Source organism: Arthrobacter sp. D3-18, from assembly GCF_054408525.1.
Window position 1 is genome coordinate 1,773,263 of record NZ_CP096440.1, and the last position, 24,312, is coordinate 1,797,574.

The following is a 24,312-nucleotide window of genomic DNA, read 5'->3' on the forward strand; positions in this document are numbered from 1 at the left end:
GACACCGGCAGCAACGAAACCCCTGCAGGAAGACCAGCCGTCAGAACGAAGGAGACCCATGGCCACGCTGATAAGTGCGTCAGAACTGCACCAGCGACTCGAAACCGGGCAGCGGACCGTACTCCTCGATGTCCGATGGGTTCTGGGCCGTACTGACGGGCACCTTGAATATCTGGGCGCCCATCTTCCGGGCGCCGTTTACGTGGACCTCCCCACAGAGCTGGCCGATCACGCACAACCCGGGCTGGGCCGCCACCCTTTGCCAAGCCCGGACCGTTTTCAGGAGTCGGCTCGAAAGTGGGGGATTAACGACGGCGACACCGTGGTCGCTTACGACAACAGCGGCAGCATGGCCGCGGCACGTGTTTGGTGGATGCTGCGGAACGCTGGATTTGTCTCTGTGTACCTGCTCGACGGCGGCCTGGCCGCTTGGCGCGCGGCTGGTTACCCGGTGGAATCCGGTGAGGTGAGTCCCGCCGTCGGAAATGTCACTTTGGGTGAAGGCCTCATGCCGACCATTACCGAGCAGGAGGCGGCACAGTGGCACCGCAATGGTGTGTTGCTGGACGCCCGGGCAGGGGAGAGGTACAGGGGTGAGATGGAACCGATAGACCCCAGGGCCGGCCACATTCCGGGTGCGGTGAGCGCGCCGACCACTGGGAACGTCTCAGCCGACGGCACTTTCCTTCCAAGGGCAGAGCTGCGGAGGCGTTTCGAGGAGTTGGGCCTGCACCAGTCGTCCCAGGTGGCCGTTTATTGCGGGTCCGGCGTGACAGCTTCCCATGAGATCGCTGCCTTGGAGATCGCCGGATACCGTGCGGCGCTCTATCCGGGCTCATTCTCGCAGTGGTCAAACAATGCTGCGAATGATGTTGCTGTGGGCAGCACGCCGTATGTTGAGGAATCTGCTGGCCCAAGTGGCACAGGCACGGCTGCCGGGAGTAGCGTCGGAGCATGACTCCCGGACGCCCTGTACCCCCGCCCCTCGCCAAGCCCATCACCCTGGATACCAGTGAGAACCGGTCTGGAACGCTGGCTGCAGCGTACGGTGCCACTTCCCCGGACAGTGGTTTGGTGCCGCTGACCGTAGCGCGCCGAACCCCGACAACGGACGACGTCGAAATCGCGATTGAATTTTGTGGTTTGTGCCACTCGGACGTGCATGCAACGCGCGGCGAATGGCGGGTTCCTCCCTACCCGTTGGTTCCTGGCCACGAGATCGTAGGCCGTGTGACACGCGTGGGTGCCGCGGTACAGGAGTTTGCCCCCGGGGATCGTGTTGGTGTCGGTTGCATGGTGGATTCCTGCCGCGAATGCGAGAGCTGCCTTGAAGGACTGGAACAGTACTGCGAGAGGGGCAACGTCGGTACCTACGGAGCTGCGGACCCGCGTCACGGGGACCAGATTACGCAAGGCGGATACTCGACGTCGGTAGTGGTGGACAGGCGCTTCGTGCTGCGCATTCCGGAGGTCCTTGATCCGGCAGCGGCCGCTCCCTTGCTGTGTGCTGGCATCACCACGTACTCTCCGCTGCGGTATTTCGACGTGGAGGAAGGCGACTCCGTTGGTGTCGTAGGGCTGGGTGGCCTGGGCCATATGGCAGTCAAGATCGCCAAAGCCATGGGTGCGGACGTCACCGTTTTTACGACGTCGGAATCCAAATTCGAGGCCGCCCGGGAACTGGGCGCGGACCATGTGGTTCTCTCCAAGGACGCGGACGCCATGGAGGCCGCCAACCGGAGCATCGACGTCATCATCGATACCGTCGCAGCGCCGCATGATCTCAATCCGTACTTCCGGACCCTTCGCCTGGATGGAGCACTCTTCCAGTTGGGCCTCCCCGCGGACGAAATGCCTCCGGTCAGCCCTGGCCTGCTCATCCGTCGGCGACTCGCCTATGCGGGTTCGTTGATCGGCGGCATCGAGGAAACGCAGGAAATGTTGGACTTCTGCGCCGAACACGGGGTTGCGAGCGACGTCGAAATAGTGCGAGCCGGCCAACTCAATGAAGCTTACGACCGCATGGTGGCCGGGGACGTGAAGTACCGTTTCGTACTGGACATCGCAACACTTCAGGAACCATCCGAAAGGGCAGACGCATGAGCACACTGTTCACCAAGATCATCAATGGGGAGATCCCGGGCCGTTTTGTCTGGAAAGATGAGGACGTGGTCGCCTTCCTGACCATCTCGCCCATTACCCAGGGACACACCTTGGTGGTTCCGCGTGAAGAAGTGGATTCGTGGACGCAGGCCAGCCCTGAGCTGCTTGCCAAGGTCATGGACGTGGCCCAGCGCATCGGCAGGGTGCAGGAGGATTTGTTTGATGCCAAGCGCGTTGGCGTGCTGATGGAAGGTTTCGAGGTGGACCACCTGCATGTCCACGTGTGGCCTGCCTACTCCACAGCAGACTTTGAAATCCACAACGTGGACCACAACCCGGATCCCGCGGTCATGGAGGCCACGGCCGTGAAGCTCCGTGCTGCCCTTCGGGAAGCCGGCCACGGCGAGGCTGTTCCTGAGGACTAATCCTGGGTGAGGACCGAAGCCTCCAAGAGTTAACCCGGCAGCGCTTAATAAGCGCTGCCGGGTTTTTCGTGGCTGTGCTGCTGTGGGAGCGCGACAGCAGCTATACGGGTGCCAGGGCCTGGTTCAGGACCGTGCGGATGCGCTTTTCCGACACTGAGTAGGCAGTACCAAGCTCGACGGCGAAGAGGCTCACCCGCAGCTCTTCGATCATCCAGCGCACCCGGGTTAACTCGCCGCCCGCCCGGCGCCCCGGAAGGAGTGCCGACACAGCGTCGTCATAGTCGTCTTCCAGCGCCTGCACGATCGCCATGTTCAAGCTGTCCCGTTGAACGTTGCCCGGGAGCTTTTCCAACCGCTTCTCGATCGCCTGCAGATAGCGTGGCAGTTGGCTGAGCTGCGCGTAGCCCGTCTGTGCCACAAAGCCCGGGAACACCAGCTGCTCCAGCTGGCTCTTCATGTCGTTGAGGGCGCTGATCAGTGGCAGGCTGGCGTTGGACTTCAGCTGCTTCTGGATGCGCCGCGTACTGGCCAGGATGCGTTCGACGACGGCAGTCACCGTAAACACGGTGTCGATCAGTTCTGCCCTGACCACTTCGTATAACGCATCGAAGGCCTCCTTGTCCCACGGCAGATCCTGCGGAACGAGTTTGTCGATGGCTGCCAGTGCGCAGTCAGCGATGAGTGCACTCACGGATCCGTGCGGGTTTTGGCTGAAGGTCAGCTTCTCCGTATTACTGAGGTGTTCCAGCACGTAACGGTCCGGTGGCGGGATCCGCAGGGCCAGCAGCCGGATAACACCGCCACGCATGGCGGCTTCCTGTTCCGGCCGGGTCTGGAAAACCCGAAGGGCAACAGACTTGCCCTCATCGACTACGGCAGGGAAACCGGTCACGGCGTGACCTTTCACGGTGCGCGTAACCTGGCGTTCAACGGTGCCGAAGTCCCACACAGTGATGCCCTCGCGTTCGGCGATCGCCCCGCCACCGGCGGGAGCTGCCCCTGACGCCTGCGTTCCGCCGCTGGGTGTGCCCGACGGGCCGGTTCCCTTGCCGCCTTTGGCGCGTGACGTCGTCGCAGGCGTTGCTCCGAGTGATTCGGCTATGGCGCGGCGCGTGGCCGGTGCCAGCTTTTCCTGGAGTTCAGCGAGGTCCTTTCCTTCGTCGAGCACCTTGCCACTGCTGTCCACCACCTTGAAGCTAACGCGCAGGTGTGGGGGTACTGCATCCCAATTCCAGGATCCGGGAGGAATGACGTGCCCGCGGAGCCGGCGAAGGACCAGTTCCAAGGATGGCTCGAGCTCATCGGTGGCGGGATCGAAGTCCGCTTCCAGTGCCGCGGTTGCTTGCCTCGCAACATCCGGGGCAGGCACAAAGTTCTTCCGGACTTGCTTGGGCAGCGATTTGATGAGGGCAGTGACCAGCTCCACCCGCTGGCCCGGGATTTGCCATCGGAAGGGGGCGTCGTCCAGCTGGTTGAGGAACAACACCGGAACTTCGGCGGTGACGCCGTCTGACGGGTTGGGGGCCGAGCCAGGAGCCACAGGATGGAACTCGTAACTGAGGGGGAGTTCGAATCCCTTGTGCAACCAACTTTTCGGATACGCGGAGTCGTCCAGTGCCTCAGCGTCTTCGCTCATCAGCAACGATTGGTCGAAGTCCAGAAGATTGGGGTCTGACTGCCGGGCATCCTTCCACCACTTATCAAAGTGCCTCTCGGAGACCACTTCCTTACCCACGCGTGCGTCGTAGAACTCGAAGAGCGTCTGATCGTCCACCAGGATGTCGCGGCGACGCATGCGGGTTTCGAGTTCTTCGATTTCCTGCAGGAGGGCGCGGTTGCGATGGAAGAACTTGTGATGGGTCTTCCACTCACCTTCCACCAGCGCATGGCGGATGAACAGTTCACGTGAGAGCTCGGGATCGACCCGTCCGTAGTTGACGCGGCGGTTGGGAATGATCGGGACGCCGTACAGCGTCACTTTCTCATGGGCCATGACGGCGCCTTGCCGTGAAGACCAATGGGGTTCACTGTAGGACCGCTTCACCAGGTCCGGGGCTACCTGCTCGGCCCACAGGGGATCGAACTTGGCGGCCACACGTGCCCAGAGACGGCTGGTTTCCACCAGTTCCGCCGCCATGACGAACGTGGGTGACTTCTTGAACAGTGCTGAACCGGGGAAGATCGCAAAACGGCTTCCGCGGGCACCGGCATATTCCCGCTTGCGCTCATCCAGCAGGCCGATATGGCTCAACAGCCCCGAGAGCAAGCTGATGTGGACGCCCTCGTAGTTGCCTACGGGATCCGCTTCCCGTTTGTTGTCCAGCGATATGCCAAGGGGTTTGGCCATCTGCCGGAGCTGGGTGAAGAGGTCCTGCCACTCACGCACGCGCAGGTAATTGATGAATTCGTTGCGGCATAGCTTGCGGAACTGTGTAGAGGACAGCTCGCGCTGCTTTTCCTGGATGTAGTTCCACAGATTAAGGAAGCCGGTGAAGTCCGAGAGTTCGTCCCGGAATCGTGCATGCTTCTCCGCAGCTAATTGTTGCTTGTCCGTTGGCCGTTCACGGGGGTCCTGAATGGTGAGGGCAGCCGCCAGGATCATGACTTCACGGACACAGCCACGCTTTCCCGCCTCCACAATCATCCGGCCCAGCCGCGGATCCACCGGCAGCTGTGCCAATTTCTGCCCGACGGCGGTTAGTCCACTGCCGCTGCGACCGTTGCCAGCCGAGTCACCGGACTTGGGCGACGTCAAGGCGCCGAGTTCGCGCAGGAGAGTCACTCCGTCGTTGATGGCCCGGGAGTCGGGCGGTTCCACGAACGGGAAGTTCTCTACGTCTTTGGGTCCGCGGGCAACTCCCATGGCGGTCATCTGCAGGATGACGGCAGCGAGGTTGGTCCGAAGAATCTCCGGGTCAGTAAACAGCGGACGCGACTCGAAGTCCTCTTCCGAGTACAAACGGATGGCAATGCCCTCGGACACGCGCCCACAGCGGCCCGAGCGCTGGTTGGCCGAGGCCTGGGAGACTCGCTCGATGGGAAGGCGCTGGACTTTAGTCCGGTGTGAGTACCGGGAAATACGAGCGGTTCCGGTATCGATCACGTACTTGATGCCGGGCACGGTCAGCGACGTTTCGGCGACGTTGGTGGCCAGGATGATGCGCCGTTTTCCGCCGGGGTTGAAAACCCTGTGTTGCTCTTGCAGGCTCAGCCGGGCAAAAAGGGGCAGGACTTCCGTCCCGGCCAGGCGCCTGTTCGTTTGGATGCGCCCGTTGATGGCCTCAGCGGCATCCCGGATTTCCCGTTCACCGGAGAAGAAAATGAGGATGTCGCCGGGCGCTTCCTTGGCGAGCTCGTCCACGGCGTCACACACAGCGTCAAGGGGATCGCGGTCCTCTTCGAGTTCATCGTCCGAAATATCTTCGTCTTCGCCCGCAGGCTGCGACAAAGGCCTGTACCGGATCTCGACGGGATATGTTCGTCCGGAGACCTCGATGATCGGCGCCGGATCTTCTTCGGTGCCGAAGTGTTTGGCAAACCGTTGGGGATCGATGGTGGCCGAGGTGATGATGACCTTGAGGTCCGGGCGCTGGGGGAGGATGCGCTTGAGATAGCCCAGGATGAAGTCGATGTTGAGGCTGCGCTCATGGGCCTCGTCGATGATGATCGTGCTGTATTTCCGCAGAAGTTTGTCCCGCTGGATCTCAGCCAACAGGATGCCGTCGGTCATCAGCTTGATCTTGGTGGACGCACTGACCTCGCCGGTGAAGCGGACCTGGAAGCCAACTTCCTGCCCGATTTCCACGTCGAGTTCGGATGCAATGCGTTCCGCCACCGTGCGCGCTGCCAGTCGGCGTGGCTGGGTGTGCCCGATCAGGCCCTTGTCTCCGAGGCCAAGTTCAAGGCACATCTTGGGGATCTGGGTGGTCTTACCCGAACCGGTCTCGCCGGCAATGATGGTCACCTGGTTTGCGGCAATGGCCGCCATCAGATCCTCGCGGCGCTCGGATACAGGCAGCTCTGCGGGGTAGGAAATATGAAGTGTCATGGCTGCTGTCAGTCTACTGTGACTGCGGCTCCACGTCCGCCGTGTCCGTCACAGTGCCTGCCGCGGCATGCAGCCGGCTTGAGAGTTCCATGGCGTAAGCCTTGAATTCAGGGGGTTCGAGGATCTCAAAGTCCATGTCCATAGCTGCCAGATACGCCGCCGGGGCGGCCAGGTTGTCCCATCCGGACCGCAGGATCGTGGCTTTCGGGCCGTCGGCAGTCAGTGTCGCGTACTGGGAATTAACGACGGCGGATACCTCGGCCAGGGGAGCGCGGAGCCGCACCACGACGTCGAACCTGTAGGGCGAGCGGGTGATGGACTGCTGCACGTAGGCGGCGAGGTCTTCCGCAGGTAGTGGCCTTGGCGTGTACCTCTTCCGTTCCGACGGCAGCGAAGCAAGACGGTCAGCCCTGAAGGTTCGCCAATCTTCCCGGTCAACGTCCCACGCCACCAGATACCAACGGCGTCCGGTGTCCACCAACCTGTAGGGCTCCACTAGCCGGCGTGCTGATTCGCCGCCGGATGTGACGTAGTCGAAGGAGATTTGGCGCCGGTCCGATATTGCGGCGGAGACGACGGTCAGTTGCTGTGGATCAACGGTCCCCGCGTTGCTGGGGAGGGTGGTCACGGCGGCTTTCAGCATGGCGAACTTGGGACGCAGGCGGGACGGCAGGACTTGCTCCAGTTTTGCCAAGGCACGGACGGATGCCTCACCGATGCCTGCCACAGGGCCAGCGGCTACGGAATTCAAGCCCAGGGCGACAGCCAGGGCTTCGTTGTCATCCAGCAGCAGCGGCGGAAGCTGCGCGCCGGCACCAAGCTGATAACCGCCGGCTATGCCGGGAGAGGCGTGTATGGGGTATCCCAGGTTGCGCAGCTTGTCGATGTCCCGGCGCACGGTCCGCTCCGTCACGCCCATGCGGTCGGCCAGGGCTGGCCCCGTCCACTCCCGACGCACCTGCAGCAGTGACAACAGCTGGAGGAGCCGCGCAGACGTTTGGATCATGCATGTGAATCTAGCCCATGAGACATCCGCTTGGGTTCTTGGCGGGCGTTGGGCAAAGAGGGACGCCCGCCGTTCGGGGGAATCCTGCAGAATTCCTCGAACGGACGGGCGTCGTATGGATGTGGCTTGCCGGTCTTTGCAGTGGCTTGGCATCCCCCTAGTAGATGCGGGGGTTCCAATACGGGCTGCTCGGAGCGTCGAAGGCGCTCCAGGGTTCCTTGGAGTTGATGGGCGGGTTGTGCCCGCGTCCATCCTTCAACAGGGCTGAAACGGTGGCAGCAACGGCGGTGATGAGGACGATGAAGAGGATGATTCCGAAGATTTCCATGCCTCAAGCCTGCTCTTGTGGCAGCAGAAGAAACAGTGGCAGAAATGCCCCATTTAGATAATTTTCTGCCACACTTGAGATATGTTGAAATCAGTGGCGGTGATCGTGGTTCCCAACTTCTCGGTCTTTGAATTCGGTACGGCCTTCGAGGTCTTCGGCATCGACAGATCGGACCGTGGCGCCGGGGTCCCGGCCTTTGACTTCCGTGTGGTTGCCCCGGAACCGGGTGATATCCGCATGAAGTCCGGGTTATCCCTTCATGTGAACCTCGGCCTCGAAGCAGCAGCCGACGCGGATCTCGTCATCATGGCTCCGTTCGGCCGTGACCAGGAAATCCCGGAGTCTGTGCTGGACGCCTTGCGCGCTGCGCATGCAAGAGGGGCGTGGGTGATGTCCATTTGCTCCGGTGCTTACGCCCTGGCCCGGGCAGGGTTGCTGGACGGACGCCGGTGCACCACGCACTGGCACTACTCGCAGGACCTGGCCAGCCGGTACCCGAACGCGATCGTGGACGAGAACGTCCTCTACGTTCAGGACGGAACCATCATCACCAGCGCCGGCACGGCCGCGGGAATTGACGCCTGCCTCCACCTTGTCCGCGAAGAGCTAGGGGCGAACGTGGCAGCAGCAATCGCACGCGACATGGTGGTACCCCCGCATCGCGACGGCGGCCAGGCCCAGTTCATCGACAGGCCAATGCCCCGCTGTGGTTCAGCGCCTATGGAGGCGTTGCTGCGCTGGATGGTTGAACACCTCGACGAAGAGCACAGTGTGAACGAGCTGGCTGCACGGCTCCACATGTCTCCCAGGACCTTCGCCCGCCGATTCCGGGCGGAAACCGGCACGACACCCGCAGCTTGGCTGAACTCGCAACGTGTGCTGCGTGCGCAGGAACTGTTGGAAACCACTGAGTTGAACATCGACGAGATTGCCCGTGTTGCAGGTTTCGGGCACTCCGTCCTGCTGCGTCACCACTTCACCAAAGTGCTGGACACGAGTCCGCAAAGCTACAGGCGGGCATTCCGGGGGCAGTTGGCAGAAGCCATCTGAAATCGCGCCAATCCAGAAGCCTGCTGAAGTCGCTACGGGCGCAGACGCCTGCTGAAGCCGCTCGAATTTCAGCGGCGGCTTCCGAACCCGCCCCGCGACTCTGCACCTTCGGCCTTGGCGCATTCCACCAGCTCCTGCCAAGGGCCTGTTACGGCGCGGTCGGGAAGGGTTGCCCGCCGCTGCCCCGCACGGATGGAGTACATAAACCGGTCCGGCTCATTGGGTGTCCGGGACTGACTCTTGGCTTCGTCCCACGGGCAGGCCTCAACGATCGGCACCCATCGTTCCTTCTCATCGGGGGACACAGCATCTACGCTCCAGACGCGTGTCATCGCGGCGATTCCCCCACTGCGTTGGACGGTGATCTTCATGGCCGGCTGCTTCTCGTTCGACGTTCCGTTGTCAGCCAACCGGCAGGGACCGAACCAATCTGTCCGGTCCCGCCACCTGACTAAACCTTGACCTTCACAGTCTCCCACGCCTTCAGGACGGCGTCATGCTCAGCTGATCCAGTGCCGAAAAGTTCCTCAGCAGTTGCGACCGTAGTCTTGGCAAACTTTCCAAACGTGCAGGTTGCCGGCAGGGATCCACTGGTCAAGGTGCCATACCAAATCTGACCGGGCGCCTCCCAGGCATTGCCTCCGAGTTCTGTGGCAACCACGTAGAAGGCCTTATTGGGGATGCCCGAGTTGATATGCACTCCGCCGTTGTCCGCACTCGTCCGTACGTACGTATCCATGGAATCCGGTTGCGGGTCTTTACCCAAAACGTCGTCGTCATAAGCCGTCCCCGGCGCCTTCATTGAGCGCAGGGCGGCGCCTTGGACCTGATCTGTGAAGAGGCCTTCCCCGATGAGCCAACTGGCATCCCGGGCGGACTCCTGCTTCAGATACTGCTCGACGAGGACCCCGAAAACGTCTGACATGGACTCGTTCAGTGCTCCGGCCTGGTTCCGATAAGCCAAATTGGCTGTGTATTGAGTGACCCCGTGCGCCAGTTCATGGCCTATGACACTCACGGATTTGGTGAAGCGCTGAAAAATCTGGCCGTCGCCGTCACCGAAGACCATTTGGCTCCCGTCCCAAAAGGCGTTGTCGTAAAGCTTCCCGTAATGAACCGTTGCATCCAGGGCGAGCCCTGCATCGTCAATCGAGTCCCTGCCGAAGATCTCACCGTACAGCCGGTGTGTGCTCCCGAGGCCGTCGTAAGCTTCGTCCGTAGCAACGTCACCAACAGGTGTGGCTCCTTCCTTGCGGACAACGCGGCCGGGCAAGGCCTCGGAGGACTCGGCATCGAAGATTGTCCGCTTGGGCGGACCGGGTTTGGCTTGACGTGCGCTCGGCGGTGCGGCGGGAATGGGGGCTGTGCGGATGGCCTGCAGATCCTTGATATGCAGCAACGACTCCTTCGCGGCCCGGGCCACTGCCCGGAGTCGTGGTTCGTTCCGGGCGGCAATCCTGCGCAGCATATACGGCGGGACGATTGAACACATCACGGCAAAACCCCTTTTACTATCGGTACGACCAACTGAATTCAGCCTAGGAGCAGGGGCTGACAATATTGCGGTCCAAGCCCGGCAAGCCCCCAACTGATAGTCGGTCTCCGGCACACAAAAATACCCCGCCAGCAGGGCTGGCGGGGTATTCGTTGTGCCCTCGATAGGATTCGAACCTACGGCCTTCTGCTCCGGAGGCAGACGCTCTATCCCCTGAGCTACGAGGGCATCCAGGGTTCCCTCCGTTGCCGGTGGGACGTCCTAGAGCTTAGCAGTCCCTGTGCCGCAAATGAAAACCCGCCACAGCAGACTAAAAGTCACGACCCAGGAGCAGCCAGCCCGGCCCCGACCCCCTCGAATCAGTAACCCGCAAACGAGTCCACGTGGACCCGCCGCGCTCCTGCGCCCCGTGCTGCAGCTCGAAGGGAATCAACACTCGCCGGCGAGCCTGAGACGAAGACTTCCCGATCCCCAATGTCCGGAACCAGCTCCTTGAGGCGCGCTGCATCGATCCTGGACGTACCGGCGTCGACCATGTAAGCGGGGGGAGTGGAACCGTCCGCAAGGCGGGCGATTACCTTGGCTCGGGAAGCTTCCAGCTGTTCCACGCAGGCCAACTCATCGCGACCCTTCGCGAGGTACAGCACCACCGTGTCGCGCGCGGCGTCGTCGGCAGCAAGTTGTGACAGGAAAGGCGTGATGCCGATTCCTGCGGCGATCAGCAGGACCGGTTTCCCGGCGTCGTGCGGTAAAACAAAGTCTCCACCCACAGCTGTTGCGGTAACGCTGTCCCCGGGCCGAAGCGCAAGCAGTGCCTTCTTCGCTGCAGAGAGCGGCTCGGCCGTACCCACGCCGAAGGTAACCTCAGCGGCGCCGGGTGGGCTGGTAATGCTGAAGACGCGGCGACGGCCCTTTCCGTCGGATCCGGAATGCGGCAGGTTGAGCTCCATGAACTGTCCGGGCTCGAAGCGCACAGGCCGCTGCGGTTCGAACCTGAATTCAGTACTGGCGGGGGTGAGGGGTCGCGAGCCCTTGAACGTCAGATGGACGCCGCCGCGCTGTCCAAGGAAGAACGCAATGAGGTTGCCCAGCAGCAGTGCGAGTTCCGGGGAGTTGGCAATGAAGCCGAAGTTGTAGGGGACTGCGAAAACGACTCCCACGACGGCGGCAAGCGCCAACTGCTGCCAGCGGCGGGGAGGCAGGGTGAGGGGTTCCGAAAGCATGAAGCCGACGAAAAACAGCAACGGCCGTTGGGCCAAGGTCTGCCATAAAGCCTGTCCCAGCGTCATGTTGCGGCTAAGTAGTTCCACGGTGATGATGCCTGCGGCAGCCACCAGGAAAACGGTGGCCATCAGCATTTTCCGTGTGCGATAGAGGACAAGCAGCACTCCCGGAACCAAGAGCCAGAGCATGGCCGGGGTGGCAGCCCACCACGTGGCGATATTGAGCCCCGTCAGGCCGGTAATGAACGCACCTGCCGCTGCCGGGTTGAAGATATGACGCCCGCGGAAGGCCAGAGCGTACTTGGACACGCTTGCCAGCACACAAGCCAAGGCAACGCCCGCCATCTCCATCGCTCCAAAGGCAGGCCAGAACAGGAAGTACAGCAGCAGTCCGGTTATCAATGACGACTCCGTATGCTGCTTGACACCAAAGAGCAAAGCCAGGAGTCGGCCCGAGGCATAGGTTACGCCCAGGCAGAGCACCAAATGGACCAACATCTCGGGTAGGCCAAAGGTCAACCATCCCAGGATGTTGAGGACCATGCTGTACGCCGCCAGCACGCCCAGCACCCAGAGAATCAAGCGGTACATGGTGAAGCGGCCCAACCAGGTGTCCACGCGGGACTTAGCGGCAATCATGTGAACAGTCTCCCCTCAAAACCCTTCGAAAAGGCGGCAGCACCGCTCGACGACACCGTAAGCCATGAGAATTCGAATTCCTTCTCCATCGGCGCAGGTTCAAGCATGAACAATGCCGTGGCCAGGCCGTCTGCCACCAGGGCGCTCGCAGCCATGGTCCACGTAGCCACGGTGGTATGTACAGGTTTGCCCGTTGTTCCATCCAGGACATGATGGAGACCATCACCCCACGTGCGGCGGTTCGAAGCCGAGGCACACAGTGCGTAGTTGTCCAATTCCACCGTGCCTATGGCCTGCCGCGGGTTATAGGGGTGCTCCAAAGCAACCGTGACGGGGTGATTCCCGGAGTGCAGCATGTCGCCGCTGCTGTCCACCAGGAAGTCGGTGTAGCCGGCTTCCCGCAGGACTTCGCCCAAGAGGTCCACGAGCTGGCCCTTCCCGGCGGCTCCTATGTCCAAAACCACCGGCTCTTTGGCGGCCAATTCCGTGCCTTCCCAATCAAGGACGTCCTCCCAGCGGGGCGGGGGGAGGGGACTGCCCGATGGTGTCAGGGCATAAGCGGCGTCGTAACCCAGCCGCTCCAGACTGCCGCCGATGAGTGGGGTTACGGCACCACCGCTGAGACGATACAGCGAGGAATAGACTTCCTGGAGGGCGACGGCGTGCCCCGGCAGGGTGATCTTGCCGGCACTACGGGAAAGGCCGGACACCAAAGAATCCGTCCTGAACCGTGACCACGTCTTGTCGTAGGCCGCGACTGTCCCAAGCAGTTCACTCCGGACAGCGGCAACCAAACTGTCCGGCGTCGATATCTCCCACTGCGTGCCGATCCCTTCGAAGCGGAAGGTGCTCCAGCCAGGGTGCGGCATGGCTGCTACTTGGCCTGGGACTTGATCTGTTCCACGGCTTCGTTGAAGCCACCGGAAGTCAGTGAAGAGCCAGCCACCTTGGAGACGTTGAGTTCGTCGATATCCTTGCCCACGATCTGTGCGGCGATGCCACTGGCGAACTCACCCTGGAACTTCTTGGTATTGGGATTAGAGGGGTGGACCGTGATGTTGACCGCAGAAACCTTGTCGGCTGCGAGCGTCAGCTCAACACCCACCGTCTCCTGGCCATTGGGCGAAGTGTACGTGCCGTCGGAGCTGTAGGTCCCGTCCTTGTAGGTGGAAGCGCCGGTGGACGCGACAGCCGTTGACGATGAAGTGCCCGCCGATGAAGAACTGCTGGTGGCGGCCTGGCCCCCATCCTGGGTAGCGGGGGTTTGGGTTGAGGGGGCTTCGGTTGTGGGGGCGCATGCCGCGGCTGTTCCAATGATGGAGAGGCCGGCGAAACCAACGTAGAGGCTCTTGCGGAGTGGCGTAGTCATGGTTCTGCTCGTTTCAACTGGACAAGAATTCGTCAATGGTCATTTACGACAAGGGATACTGCGTGTACCGGGATGACCAACGAGGCCACCTCCTACGTGTTCACAACGTTGAATTCAGCGTAATGGTTCAGTCTGTGGCGTCGGGCAGCCGTTCCTGTGAGTGGGCTGTGACCACATTATCCACATACGAGACCCTCAATTCCGCGACTTTGCGGGCCCCCGGTAGGCTAGGAGCGTGACTCCCGAAGAACTCTCTGCTGCCATATCCGCCTGCCTTAAGGACGCCGTTTCCACTGGCGAAATCGCCCTGACGGAATCTGCCGTGCCCGACGCCGTACGAGTGGAGCGACCCAAGAACCGGGATCATGGAGACTGGGCCACCAACATCGCGCTGCAACTCTCCAAACAGGCCGGCATGAATCCCCGCGAATTCGCTGGAATCCTCAGCAACCATCTGCAGGGCATCCCTGGTGTTACCGGAGTGGAAATCGCCGGTCCGGGCTTCCTGAACATCACCGTGGATGCTGCCACAGCAGGCGCCCTTGCCAAGGCCATTGTCGAGGCTGGAACCAGCTACGGCACTAATCAGGCGCTCGCAGGGCGAGTGGTCAACATGGAGTTTGTTTCAGCGAATCCCACCGGTCCGTTGCACATCGGGCACACACGCTGGGCGGCTCTGGGCGATGCCATTGCCCGCGTTCTGCGTGCCTCGGGTGCCAACGTCACCGCCGAGTACTACATCAACGACGCCGGCTCGCAGATGAACGTCTTCGCCAATTCGGTCCTCTCCCGCCTTCACGGACGTGGCGTGCCTGAGGGTGGCTACCCGGGCGAGTACATCCGCGAGCTTGGCGACGAAGTCCTGAAGGCCCATCCGGATATCCGCGAGTTGACTGACGCGGCAGCCCTGCCCGTTATCCGCGCGGCTGCCTACCAGGCACAGATGGCAGACATCAAGACCACGTTGGCGGAATTTGGCGTCGAGTTTGACGTCTTCTTCTCGGAAAAGGAACTGCACGACGCCGGTGCGATCGAATCCGCCGTCGCCCGCCTTCGCGAGCAAGGCCACGTTTTCGACGACGGCGGTGCCGTCTGGTTGCGCACTACAGACTTCGGCGACGACAAAGACCGTGTGATGATCCGCGCCAATGGCGAACCTACCTATTTCGCTGCGGACGCCGCGTACTACCTTTCAAAGAAGGACCGCGGCTTCACGGAGAAGATTTATCTGCTCGGTGCGGATCACCACGGATACATCAACCGTTTGAAGGCCATCGCCGCCTGCGCGGGCGATGATCCCGAGGTCAACATTGAGGTCCTCATCGGCCAGCTTGTGTCCGTGAATGGCGCCAAGCTTTCCAAGCGTGCAGGTAACATCATTGAGCTCAAGGACCTTATTTCCTGGCTCGGCAAGGATGCCGTCCGGTATTCCCTGGCCCGCTTCCCGGCTGACTCGCCGCTGACGCTGGATCCGGAACTGCTGAAGAAACACAGCAACGAGAACCCGGTGTTCTACGTGCAGTATGCGCACGCCCGCTCCCGCGGCACAGCACGCAATGCTGCCGAGGCCGGCGTGGAGCGTTCCGTCTTTGACGCATCGCTCCTGGACCACGCCACGGAAAACGAGTTGCTCTCCTACCTCGGCAGCTACCCGTCCATCGTGGCAAAGGCCGCAGAACTGCGTGAACCGCACCGCGTGGCACGCCACCTCGAAGTCATCGCCGGTGCCTACCACCGCTGGTACGACGCTTGCCGCGTTTCGCCGCAAGGGGACGAGCCAGTACAGGATGTCAACCGCACGCGTCTGTGGCTGAACGACGCCACCAGCCAAGTGCTGGCCAACGGACTCGAACTGCTGGGCGTTTCTGCGCCGGAACGGATGTAGGGAAATGACCACAAACGCTGCACACGCTTCTCCGCTCGCACCCGAATGGCTGGCTGTTCCCGAAGACCTCAACGCCTTGCAGGCACCCATGTGGGCGGCCGGGGTTGAGAAGAACGACGCCGGTGAGGTCACCATTGACGGCGTGTCCGTCAGCGAGCTCAAGGAGCAGTACGGAACTCCGCTGTTCGTCATGAGTGAATCGGACTTCCGTTCCCGTGCCCGGGCGTTCAAAGACGCATTCGATTCCGCCTTCGCGGACATTTGCGGGGGAGTGGATGTCTACTACGCCGGGAAGTCGTTCCTGTGCACTGCAGTAGCCAGTTGGGTTTCCGAGGAAGGCCTTCGCTTGGACACCTGTTCGGGCGGCGAGCTGGCTGTTGCCGCCCGTGCGGGAATTGAAGGCCCCAATCTTGGCCTGCACGGCAACAACAAGTCCGACGCCGAGATCAAGCGCGCGTTGGATATGAAGGTCGGCCGAATCGTGGTGGACAGCCTCGATGAACTGGAACGGGTGGCCAAGATTGCCTCCAGCCGTGGCGAAACTGCCAAGGTCATGCTTAGGCTGACCCCTGGCGTTCATGCCCACACCCATGAGTTCATTGCCACGGCACACGAGGATCAGAAGTTTGGCCTCTCCATGGCCGGGGACACCACCGATGAAGCAGGCCTGTCAGCAGCCGAGGAAGCGGTAGCTGCAGCAACGTCCTACGCCAGCATCGAGCTCTTGGGCCTGCACTGCCATATCGGCTCGCAGATCTTCGAGCCCGACGGCTTTGCCCTTGCAGCGGAGAAGCTACTGGGCTTCTTGGCCGCCATGCAGGCCAAGTACTCCATCGTCATGCCCGAACTGGACTTGGGCGGCGGCTACGGAATCGCCTACACCCCGGTCGACACACCCCGGCCGCCAGCCGAGATCGCGCAGGCGATGGCCGCCGTCGTGCGTTCCAAGTGCGCTGAGCTGGACATCACACCGCCACGCATTTCGATCGAGCCCGGACGCGCCATCGTGGGCAGCACTACGTTCACGCTCTATGAAGTCGGCACGCTCAAAACCGTCCGCGTTGACGTTACTGAGGGGGACGAAGGCGACAACAACGTTACGTATCCCCGCCGCTATGTGTCGGTGGACGGCGGGATGAGCGACAACGCACGCCCGGTGCTTTACGACGCGGATTATTCGGCAATTTTGGCTTCCCGGAACTCTTCGGCGGCTCCTCAGCTGTCCCGCGTAGTGGGCAAACATTGCGAGAGCGGCGACATAGTTGTTAGAGATGTATATCTGCCCGCGGACGTGGCAGCCGGTGATTTGCTCGCAGTACCGGGTACCGGCGCCTACTGCTGGGCCCTCTCCAGCAATTACAACTACCTGGCCAGGCCTGGCGTTGTCGCTGTACGCGACGGAGCCGCCCGGCTGATTATCCGCGGGGAAACCGAAGAAGATCTCTTGAACCGCGACATGGGAGTGGCGAATGTCTGAAGTGCAAACCTTGAAGGTGGCCCTGCTGGGCTGTGGCAACGTTGGGGCCCAGGTTGCGCGGATTCTTATTGACGACGCCGAGGCCCTCGCAGCACGCAGCGGAGCCCGCTTGGAACTTTCCGGCATCGCCGTGCGCAATATCGATTCCCCGCGCGACGTCGAACTGCCGCGCGAACTTTTCACCACGGATGCCGATACCTTGGTCAAGGACGCCGACCTCGTCATTGAACTCATGGGCGGCATCGAGCCTGCCCGTTCGCTGATCCTGACGGCCATCCAGAACGGCGCATGCGTTGTCACCGGCAACAAGGCACTGCTCGCACAGGACGGCCCCACACTCTACGAAGAGGCAGACAAGGCCGGCGTCCAGCTGTCCTACGAGGCCGCCGTCGCCGGTGCGATCCCCATCCTGCGCCCTATCCGCGACAGCCTGTCCGGCGACCGCATCACCCGCGTCCTGGGCATTGTCAACGGCACCACCAACTTCATCCTTGACCAGATGGACACCACCGGGGCACAGTTCTCCGACGCCCTGGCCGAAGCCCAGCGCCTTGGATATGCGGAAGCCGACCCCACAGCCGATGTCGAGGGCCACGACGCTGCAGCGAAGGCAGCGATCCTTGCATCGTTGTCCTTCCACACGCGCTTCTCGCTGGATGATGTCTATTGCGAAGGCATCACCAAGGTCAGCGCTGCGGACATCGCCTCCGCCAAGGAAGCCGGCTTTGTCATCAAGTTGCTCGCGATCGCCGAGAAGATCGACTCCTCAGACAACGGCAGCGGCATTTCTGTCCGCGTCCACCCGACGCTCCTGCCGCGCGAACACCCGCTGGCCGCTGTCCGTGGTGCCTTCAACGCCGTCTTCATTGAAGCGGAAAACGCCGGCGAACTGATGTTCTATGGCCAGGGTGCAGGTGGAACCCCCACCGCATCCGCCGTGCTGGGCGACCTCGTGTCTGCCGCGCGGCGCTTGGTCCTGGGCGGCCCCGGCCGTACGGAGACCACCACTGGCCACGTTCCGGCGCTGGCCATCGATGCGTCCACCACCAGCTACTACATCGGCCTGGACGTCGCTGACCAAGCCGGCGTGCTGGCCCGCATCGCGCACATCTTTGCGGAGAACGGCGTTTCCATCGAAATCATGCGTCAAACGATCCACCGCGACTCTGCCTCGAACGTCGAGTCGGCCGAGCTGAAAATCGTGACGCACCGTGCGTCCGAAGCTGCACTCGCGGCAACCGTCGAGGCCGTCAAGGGCCTGGACGTCATCAATTCTGTAACATCCGTACTCCGGGTAGAAGGGGTCTAAGTGGCTCACCAATGGCGCGGAGTAATCCGCGAATACGCTGATCGTTTGCCTGTAACGGAAGCCACCAAGGTCATCACCCTGGGCGAGGGCGGCACGCCTCTCGTCCATGCGCAGAAGCTCTCAGAGCTGACCGGCTCCGAGGTGTACCTGAAGGTCGAAGGCATGAACCCCACGGGTTCGTTCAAGGACCGCGGCATGACCATGGCCATGACGGCTGCCGTGGAGGCCGGTGCCAAGGCTGTAGTTTGTGCCTCCACCGGTAATACCTCCGCCTCAGCTGCGGCATACGCCACAGCCGCAGGCCTCAAGTGCGCGGTGCTGGTACCCGAAGGCAAGATCTCCATGGGCAAGCTGAGCCAGGCCATCGCCCACGGTGCCACCCTGCTCCAGGTTGACGGCAACTTCGACAACTGCCTGGACATCGCTCGAAAGCTCGGCGAAGCCTACCCGGTGTTCCTGGTTAACTCCGTCAACCCGGCGCGCATCCAAGGCCAGAAGACCGGTGCTTTCGAAGTTGTGGACACCCTGGGTGATGCCCCCGACATCCACGTGCTGCCAGTGGGCAACGCCGGCAACATCAGCGCCTACTGGAAGGGGTACAAGGAGTATTCCGCTCCGTTCGAGACGGCTAACGGGACACTTCCGGCTGTTTCCACCAAGACGCCGGTTATGTGGGGCTTCCAGGCTGCAGGTGCCGCGCCGTTTGTCGCCGGACACCCCATCACTGAGCCCGATACGATCGCCACTGCCATCCGTATCGGCAACCCGGCCTCATGGGAGACCGCCGTTGCTGCCCGTGACGAGTCGGGCGGATTGATCGAGGCCGTCACCGACGACGAGATCCTGGCCGCCCACCGCTGGCTTTCCGCAAAAGAAGGTGTTTTCGTCGAACCTGGTTCCGCTGCCGGTGTCGCGGGTTTGATCAAGAAGCACGCTGCAGGCGAGGTTCCGTCCGGCAAAACCATCGTCATCACCGTCACCGGTCACGGGCTCAAGGACCCGCAGTGGGCCCTCCGCACTGAGGACGGCAGCGATGTCCAGCCTGTCAAGGTGCCGAACGACGTCGTCACCGTTGCCGCAGAACTGGGACTGGAAGAAAACTAAGAGTGGAATCAACGCAGCCCACCGCGACCGATCGTGCACTTGTCGCGGCAGGTCAGCGGCTGACCGTCAAGGTCCCCGGTACGAGTGCCAACCTGGGGCCCGGTTACGACAGCCTCGGCTTGGCCTTGTCGATTTACGACACCTTGACGGTGGAAACCCTCAGTACCGGAGAGCTCGAGTTCGAGCTCTCCGGTGAGGGTGCTGACTCCCTCCCTCGTGATGCCAGCCATTTGGTGATTCGTGCCATCGACCTTGCGTTGAACCGGCTTGGATTCCAGCACTCCGGATTGAAAATCATTGCGGACAACGTCAATCCACATGGCAGGGGCCTGGGGTCGTCAGCATCGGCTGTAGTTGCAGCCGTAACTGCCGCCAACGCGCTCGTCCCCTCCGAATTCCGGCAGGACCGCCATTGGATTCTGCAGTTGACCAGCGAGATGGAAGGCCATCCGGACAACGTCGCACCCGCGATTTTCGGCGGATTGGCGCTGTCGTGGCAGGACAGCGAGCAGTACAGCACCACGCGCGCTGACGTCGCGCAGTCGGTTATTCCCGTGGTGGCAGTCCCGGACTACGAACTGTCCACGGAGACTGCACGCGGATTGCTCCCGGCATCCGTTGGACACCATGCGGCAGCAATGAATTCCGGACGTGCAGCCTTGTTGATCCACGCGCTCACTGCCGATCCCACGTTGCTATTGCCGGGTACAGAAGATTATCTACACCAGAGCTATCGCGCTCAGGCTATGCGTCCCAGTGCCGACCTCATCGCTGCGCTTCGGTCTGCCGGCCATGCGGCGGTTGTCTCCGGCGCGGGCCCCACAGTGATGGTGTTGGCCAATGGCGCTGAGGAAGCTGCCACTATCGTCGAATTCATCGGTACATTCACGGCGGACAACACACCCGACATCGGTTGGCGTGTGATGACGCTGGCTGTGGACGATCAAGGTGCTAGAGTGGAAGTGCACCGCCGGTAAAGCCGCGGGCAGTTCCCTGATTTTGGATCTCGGTGTTTTGCCGTACCTTTCGTCAACTGTGCCAACGTTGGTGGTGTCGTCTCTTTCCGGCCTGTCTCAGGTGCCGCAGAAATCTCTCTGTTTCCTGAACCTACGCCGGCTGTCCGGGCAACTGGATCCAGTGATGACGATCAGTATCCGGCCCTGTTGGCCACAATCCATCAGGCACGGCCCAAATCACCGGCTGCAGATCTGAACTGCAGCCCAGAACAAATCATCGCGTCCAGCTCTCGCTCTGGACGCCGTCGAGGGGGAAGGATCCTTCGTGACAGAAACCACTGAGCTGGCTTCAGCTGTGGACACAACATCTTCTGCTGCTGATTCGTCAACTGCAGCAACTACCAAGAGCAGCGGCCTCGCAGGCCTTAAGCTCGCCCAGCTTCAGGCTCTCGCGAGCCAGTTGGGCATTTCGGGGGGATCCCGTATGCGCAAGGGGGATCTGGTCACGGCCATTTCCGCCCACCGTGCCGGTACCTCCACCACCAAGGCCCCCGCCAAGGCCAGTACGGCGAAAGCAACTGCGGCCAAGGAAGCCCGGGCTGCAGAGCCAAAGGCCGCTCCTGAAAGCAGTGCACCTGTTGATGCAGCTGCCGAGGCCCCGGCCCAGGAAGCACCCCGCGGCCGCGGTCGTGGCCGCAGCCGTAGGGCCACCAGCGATGGAGTAGTAGCAGCCGCTGAAGCCGCTGCTGCGCCGGCCGAGACCGCAGCAGCACCCGTTGTTGAAGCCCCCGCTGCCGTCGAGACCGGCGAGGCCGCTACTGAGCGTCGCCAGCCGCGTACCCGCAACCGCCGCCGCGGCGAAGCTGCCGCGGCGCCTGCCGAAGCAGCAGAAGCACCAGCAGCCGAGCAGCGTACGGAACAGCGTGAGCAGCGTGCCGACCGCACCGAGCAGCGTACGGAACAGCGTGAGCAGCGTGCTGACCGCACCGAACAGCGTGCTGACCGCACCGAACAGCGTGAGCAGCGTGCCGACCGCACCGAACAGCGTGAGCAGCGTGCCGACCGCACCGAACAGCGTGAGCAGCGCGAACAGTCCGACTCGGGCGACCAGCAGCGCGAACGTCGCGACAACACCCGCGGACGCCGTGAAGACAACGACGGCGACGACACCGGCAACCGCCGGAACCGCCGCAACCGTCGTGACCGCAACGAGCAGAACGACCGCAGCGATCGCCGTGGCGGTCAGGACAGCCGTGACGGAAACACCCGCAGCGACCGCTTCCGCGACCGCAACGAGCGTCGCCGTGGCCGCGCTCAGGGACCGGACGTTGACGACGTCGAGGTGACCGAGGACGACGTCCTTCTTCCCGTAGCCGGCATCCTGGACGTTCTGGAGAACTACGCGTTCATCCGGACCTCCGGATACCTCCCCGGTGCAAACGACGTCTATGTTTCCCTGGCACAGGTCAAGAAGTACAACCTCCGCAAGGGCGATGCCGTCGTCGGCGCTATCCGTGCACCCCGGGACGGTGAAGACCGCAGCCAGCAGTCTGCCCGCCAGAAGTTCAACGCGCTCGTCCGCGTCACCTCTGTCAACGGGAAGACGCCGGAAGAACTCAAGGATCGCGTCGAGTTCGCCAAGCTCGTTCCGCTGTACCCGTCCGAGCGCCTGCGCCTCGAGACGGATCCCAAGAAGATCGGTCCGCGTGTCATCGACCTCGTGGCGCCCATCGGCAAGGGCCAGCGTGGCCTGATCGTCTCCCCGCCGAAGGCCGGCAAGACGCTCATCCTGCAGTCCATCGCGAACGCAATCACCACCAACAACCCTGAGGTTCACCTCATGATGGTGCTGGTTGACGAACGTCCCGAAGAAGTAACGGACATGCAGCGCACCGTCAAGGGTGAGGTCATCGCCTCCACCTTCGACCGTCCCGCAGACGACCACACCACCGTCGCCGAGCTCTCCATTGAACGCGCCAAGCGCCTCGTGGAAATGGGCATGGACGTGGTGGTCCTCCTGGACTCCATGACCCGCCTGGGCCGCGCCTACAACCTGGCAGCACCGGCTTCAGGCCGCATCCTGTCCGGTGGTGTGGACTCCGCAGCGCTGTACCCGCCCAAGCGCTTCTTCGGTGCAGCCCGCAACATCGAAAACGGTGGCTCACTCACCATCCTTGCAACCGCGCTCGTCGAGACCGGTTCCAAGATGGACGAAGTCATCTTCGAAGAGTTCAAGGGCACCGGCAACATGGAGCTTCGCCTGTCCCGCCAGTTGGCAGACAAGCGCATCTTCCCGGCTGTGGACGTCAACGCGTCCGGTACGCGCCGGGAAGAGAACCTCCTCTCGCCTGAGGAAGTCAAGATCATGTGGAAGCTGCGCCGCGTCCTCTCCGGCCTGGAGCAGCAGCAGAGCCTTGAGCTGCTGACCAACAAGATCCGGGAGACGCAGAGCAACGTCGAGTTCCTCATGCAGGTTCAGAAGACGACGCTTGGAGCGAAGTCGGACAACGACAAATAGCTGCTTTACTGAGCCGCTGATTCTGCTGCCCCCGCCCCTACGCGTGGTGGCCAGGTCCTTACGGACTTGGCCACCACGCTCCGGCAGGCCCGAAGCCACTCCCGGGGCAGCAGAATCAGCGGCTCGTTCCGTTTTCGGCTCGCCTGTCGCGGGCCGGCAAAATTACTCGACGGCGGACTCGTCACCTTTGCGTCCAGCCGTCACCTCCCCGGCGCGGGAATTCGTGCGGCCTACGGAATCGTTGGCGCAAATTAGACTTGGATACGAGTCGAAAGAGGTTTGAAAATGTTTGAGTCCGTACAGGGATTGCTGGATGAGCATGCTGCTATTCAGGCACAGCTGAGTGATCCTGCCGTTTATGCCGATCAGTCTGCTGCCAGGAAGTTGGGGCGTCGGTCTGCTCAGCTTCAGGGCATTGTGGAGGCGTACAACAAATGGCGCGGGCTCAATGATGACTTGGAAGCTGCCAAAGAGATGGCAGACGAGGATCCCGAATTCGCTGCAGAAGTTGTGCAGTTGGAAGAACAGATTCCGGCGGCACAGGAGCGGCTGCGCCGCTTGTTGATCCCTCGTGATCCCGACGATGCCCGCAACGTGATCCTTGAAGTCAAGGGCGGCGAAGGTGGCGACGAAGCTGCATTGTTCGCCGGCGACCTTCTGCGGATGTACATGCGTTACGCCGAGTCGCGGGGCTGGAAGACTGAAATGATCTCCGCCACCGAATCCGATCTTGGTGGATATAAGGACGTTGCCGTGGCCATCAAGGGCAACTCCAACGATCCTGCGCAGGGCGTCTTTGCCCGTCTGAAATTTGAAGGCGGTGTGCACCGAGTCCAGCGGGTTCCCGTCACTGAGTCGCAGGGCCGCATCCACACATCGGCTGCCGGCGTGCTGGTGCTCCCTGAAGTTGATGAGCCCGAAGAACTTGAGATCAACCAGAACGACCTCAAGATCGATGTTTACCGTTCATCCGGCCCGGGTGGACAGTCCGTGAACACCACCGACTCCGCCGTCCGTATCACCCACTTGCCCACGGGCATCGTTGTGGCCATGCAGAACGAAAAGTCGCAGCTGCAGAACCGTGAAGCCGGCATGCGCGTTCTCCGCGCACGCCTCCTGGCCCACCAGCAGGAACAGATTGATGCCGCCAACTCCGAACAGCGCAAGTCGCAGATCCGCACCATGGACCGTTCGGAGCGTATCCGTACATACAACTTCCCGGAAAACCGTATTGCGGACCACCGCACCGGCTACAAGGCGTACAACCTTGACGCGGTGATGAACGGCGATCTTGAGCCTGTGATCCAGTCAGCCATTGAAGCTGACGAGCAGGCACGACTGGACGCCATCGGCGAATAGCGCTGCCGGACAACAACC

Annotated in this window: 19 protein-coding genes and 1 tRNA gene; 11 read left to right on the forward strand and 9 right to left on the reverse strand. The window is 62.0% G+C overall.

Features of this window, described 5'->3' with window-relative positions:
• The first annotated feature begins 58 nt into the window (after positions 1-58).
• From M1D89_RS10370 to M1D89_RS10380, 3 genes are read left to right on the forward strand one after another with little or no spacing between them, the layout of a single operon-like run.
• Positions 59-958, forward strand: a complete 900-nt coding sequence (locus M1D89_RS10370) for a sulfurtransferase (RefSeq protein ID WP_498650289.1) — start codon at positions 59-61, stop codon at positions 956-958.
• Positions 955-2,103, forward strand: a complete 1,149-nt coding sequence (locus M1D89_RS10375; RefSeq protein WP_498650291.1) for an NAD(P)-dependent alcohol dehydrogenase — start codon at positions 955-957, stop codon at positions 2,101-2,103. Before M1D89_RS10370 ends, M1D89_RS10375 begins: the two co-directional genes overlap by 4 nt.
• Entirely contained in the window at positions 2,100-2,528 is a 429-nt protein-coding gene (locus M1D89_RS10380) for an HIT family protein (protein ID WP_498650292.1), read from the forward strand. Before M1D89_RS10375 ends, M1D89_RS10380 begins: the two co-directional genes overlap by 4 nt.
• A 100-nt stretch (positions 2,529-2,628) precedes the next feature.
• Here M1D89_RS10380 and hrpA read toward each other — a convergent pair whose 3' ends face one another.
• The 3 genes from hrpA to M1D89_RS10395 all read right to left on the reverse strand — a co-directional run bounded on the left by hrpA (position 2,629) and on the right by M1D89_RS10395 (position 7,910).
• The gene (gene hrpA, locus M1D89_RS10385; protein WP_498650294.1) at positions 2,629-6,576 is read right to left on the reverse strand and encodes an ATP-dependent RNA helicase HrpA; all 3,948 of its coding nucleotides are present in this window, start codon (positions 6,574-6,576) and stop codon (positions 2,629-2,631) included.
• A gap of 13 nt (positions 6,577-6,589) precedes the next feature.
• Complete coding sequence (locus tag M1D89_RS10390; protein WP_498650295.1) at positions 6,590-7,582, reverse strand: helix-turn-helix transcriptional regulator; 993 nt, start codon at positions 7,580-7,582, stop codon at positions 6,590-6,592.
• Between the two features lie 157 nt (positions 7,583-7,739).
• A complete protein-coding gene (locus M1D89_RS10395; protein ID WP_014922190.1) occupies positions 7,740-7,910 on the reverse strand; it encodes a hypothetical protein in 171 nt (56 codons plus the stop codon).
• An 81-nt stretch (positions 7,911-7,991) separates the two neighbouring features.
• Between M1D89_RS10395 and M1D89_RS10400 the strand changes: the two genes are divergently transcribed.
• A complete protein-coding gene (locus tag M1D89_RS10400; RefSeq protein ID WP_498650297.1) occupies positions 7,992-8,960 on the forward strand; it encodes a GlxA family transcriptional regulator in 969 nt (322 codons plus the stop codon).
• A 68-nt stretch (positions 8,961-9,028) separates the two neighbouring features.
• On the opposite strand, the gene M1D89_RS10405 is transcribed toward M1D89_RS10400, so the two are convergent.
• From M1D89_RS10405 to M1D89_RS10430, 6 genes are all read right to left on the reverse strand, one after another.
• Complete coding sequence (locus M1D89_RS10405) at positions 9,029-9,331, reverse strand: protealysin inhibitor emfourin (protein ID WP_017199712.1); 303 nt, start codon at positions 9,329-9,331, stop codon at positions 9,029-9,031.
• 80 nt (positions 9,332-9,411) lie between these two features.
• The gene (locus M1D89_RS10410) at positions 9,412-10,452 is read right to left on the reverse strand and encodes a M4 family metallopeptidase (protein ID WP_498650936.1); all 1,041 of its coding nucleotides are present in this window, start codon (positions 10,450-10,452) and stop codon (positions 9,412-9,414) included.
• A gap of 158 nt (positions 10,453-10,610) precedes the next feature.
• Positions 10,611-10,683, reverse strand: a tRNA-Arg gene (locus M1D89_RS10415).
• A 131-nt stretch (positions 10,684-10,814) separates the two neighbouring features.
• Positions 10,815-12,317: an FAD-dependent oxidoreductase gene (locus tag M1D89_RS10420; protein ID WP_498650300.1), complete on the reverse strand. Its 1,503-nt coding sequence runs from the start codon at positions 12,315-12,317 to the stop codon at positions 10,815-10,817.
• Entirely contained in the window at positions 12,314-13,186 is an 873-nt protein-coding gene (locus M1D89_RS10425) for an FAD:protein FMN transferase (RefSeq protein ID WP_498650302.1), read from the reverse strand. The genes M1D89_RS10420 and M1D89_RS10425 overlap by 4 nt, the downstream gene beginning before the upstream one ends.
• Positions 13,187-13,191: 5 nt before the next feature.
• Entirely contained in the window at positions 13,192-13,686 is a 495-nt protein-coding gene (locus tag M1D89_RS10430; RefSeq protein WP_498650304.1) for an FMN-binding protein, read from the reverse strand.
• Positions 13,687-13,921: 235 nt separating this feature from the next.
• On the opposite strand from M1D89_RS10430, the gene argS reads away from it, so the two are divergent.
• From argS to prfA, 7 genes are all read left to right on the forward strand, one after another.
• Entirely contained in the window at positions 13,922-15,571 is a 1,650-nt protein-coding gene (gene argS, locus M1D89_RS10435; protein ID WP_498650305.1) for an arginine--tRNA ligase, read from the forward strand.
• Between the two features lie 4 nt (positions 15,572-15,575).
• Positions 15,576-17,048, forward strand: coding sequence for a diaminopimelate decarboxylase (gene lysA, locus M1D89_RS10440; RefSeq protein WP_498650307.1), 1,473 nt, complete (start codon positions 15,576-15,578; stop codon positions 17,046-17,048).
• Positions 17,041-18,357, forward strand: coding sequence for a homoserine dehydrogenase (locus tag M1D89_RS10445; RefSeq protein ID WP_498650308.1), 1,317 nt, complete (start codon positions 17,041-17,043; stop codon positions 18,355-18,357). The genes lysA and M1D89_RS10445 overlap by 8 nt, the downstream gene beginning before the upstream one ends.
• Positions 18,358-19,461: a threonine synthase gene (thrC, locus tag M1D89_RS10450; protein ID WP_091468420.1), complete on the forward strand. Its 1,104-nt coding sequence runs from the start codon at positions 18,358-18,360 to the stop codon at positions 19,459-19,461.
• A gap of 2 nt (positions 19,462-19,463) precedes the next feature.
• Positions 19,464-20,438, forward strand: coding sequence for a homoserine kinase (thrB, locus tag M1D89_RS10455; protein ID WP_498650309.1), 975 nt, complete (start codon positions 19,464-19,466; stop codon positions 20,436-20,438).
• Positions 20,439-20,742: 304 nt separating this feature from the next.
• A complete protein-coding gene (gene rho, locus M1D89_RS10460) occupies positions 20,743-22,935 on the forward strand; it encodes a transcription termination factor Rho (RefSeq protein WP_498650311.1) in 2,193 nt (730 codons plus the stop codon).
• 285 nt (positions 22,936-23,220) lie between these two features.
• A complete protein-coding gene (gene prfA, locus M1D89_RS10465; RefSeq protein ID WP_014922181.1) occupies positions 23,221-24,294 on the forward strand; it encodes a peptide chain release factor 1 in 1,074 nt (357 codons plus the stop codon).
• Positions 24,295-24,312: the final 18 nt, after the last annotated feature.

Excerpts from the sequence above, each read along its gene's own strand:
- M1D89_RS10445 (WP_498650308.1), top strand. The coding sequence starts at position 17,041 with ATGTCTGAAGTGCAAACCTTGAAGGTGGCCCTGCTGGGCTGTGGCAAC.
- M1D89_RS10405 (WP_017199712.1), bottom strand. The coding sequence starts at position 9,331 with ATGAAGATCACCGTCCAACGCAGTGGGGGAATCGCCGCGATGACACGC.
- M1D89_RS10380 (WP_498650292.1), top strand. The coding sequence starts at position 2,100 with ATGAGCACACTGTTCACCAAGATCATCAATGGGGAGATCCCGGGCCGT.
- M1D89_RS10410 (WP_498650936.1), bottom strand. The coding sequence starts at position 10,452 with ATGTGTTCAATCGTCCCGCCGTATATGCTGCGCAGGATTGCCGCCCGG.
- M1D89_RS10420 (WP_498650300.1), bottom strand. The coding sequence starts at position 12,317 with ATGATTGCCGCTAAGTCCCGCGTGGACACCTGGTTGGGCCGCTTCACC.
- M1D89_RS10395 (WP_014922190.1), bottom strand. The coding sequence starts at position 7,910 with ATGGAAATCTTCGGAATCATCCTCTTCATCGTCCTCATCACCGCCGTT.
- M1D89_RS10370 (WP_498650289.1), top strand. The coding sequence starts at position 59 with ATGGCCACGCTGATAAGTGCGTCAGAACTGCACCAGCGACTCGAAACC.
- M1D89_RS10430 (WP_498650304.1), bottom strand. The coding sequence starts at position 13,686 with ATGACTACGCCACTCCGCAAGAGCCTCTACGTTGGTTTCGCCGGCCTC.
- M1D89_RS10375 (WP_498650291.1), top strand. The coding sequence starts at position 955 with ATGACTCCCGGACGCCCTGTACCCCCGCCCCTCGCCAAGCCCATCACC.
- lysA (WP_498650307.1), top strand. The coding sequence starts at position 15,576 with ATGACCACAAACGCTGCACACGCTTCTCCGCTCGCACCCGAATGGCTG.
- M1D89_RS10400 (WP_498650297.1), top strand. The coding sequence starts at position 7,992 with ATGTTGAAATCAGTGGCGGTGATCGTGGTTCCCAACTTCTCGGTCTTT.
- hrpA (WP_498650294.1), bottom strand. The coding sequence starts at position 6,576 with ATGACACTTCATATTTCCTACCCCGCAGAGCTGCCTGTATCCGAGCGC.
- prfA (WP_014922181.1), top strand. The coding sequence starts at position 23,221 with ATGTTTGAGTCCGTACAGGGATTGCTGGATGAGCATGCTGCTATTCAG.
- M1D89_RS10390 (WP_498650295.1), bottom strand. The coding sequence starts at position 7,582 with ATGATCCAAACGTCTGCGCGGCTCCTCCAGCTGTTGTCACTGCTGCAG.
- M1D89_RS10425 (WP_498650302.1), bottom strand. The coding sequence starts at position 13,186 with ATGCCGCACCCTGGCTGGAGCACCTTCCGCTTCGAAGGGATCGGCACG.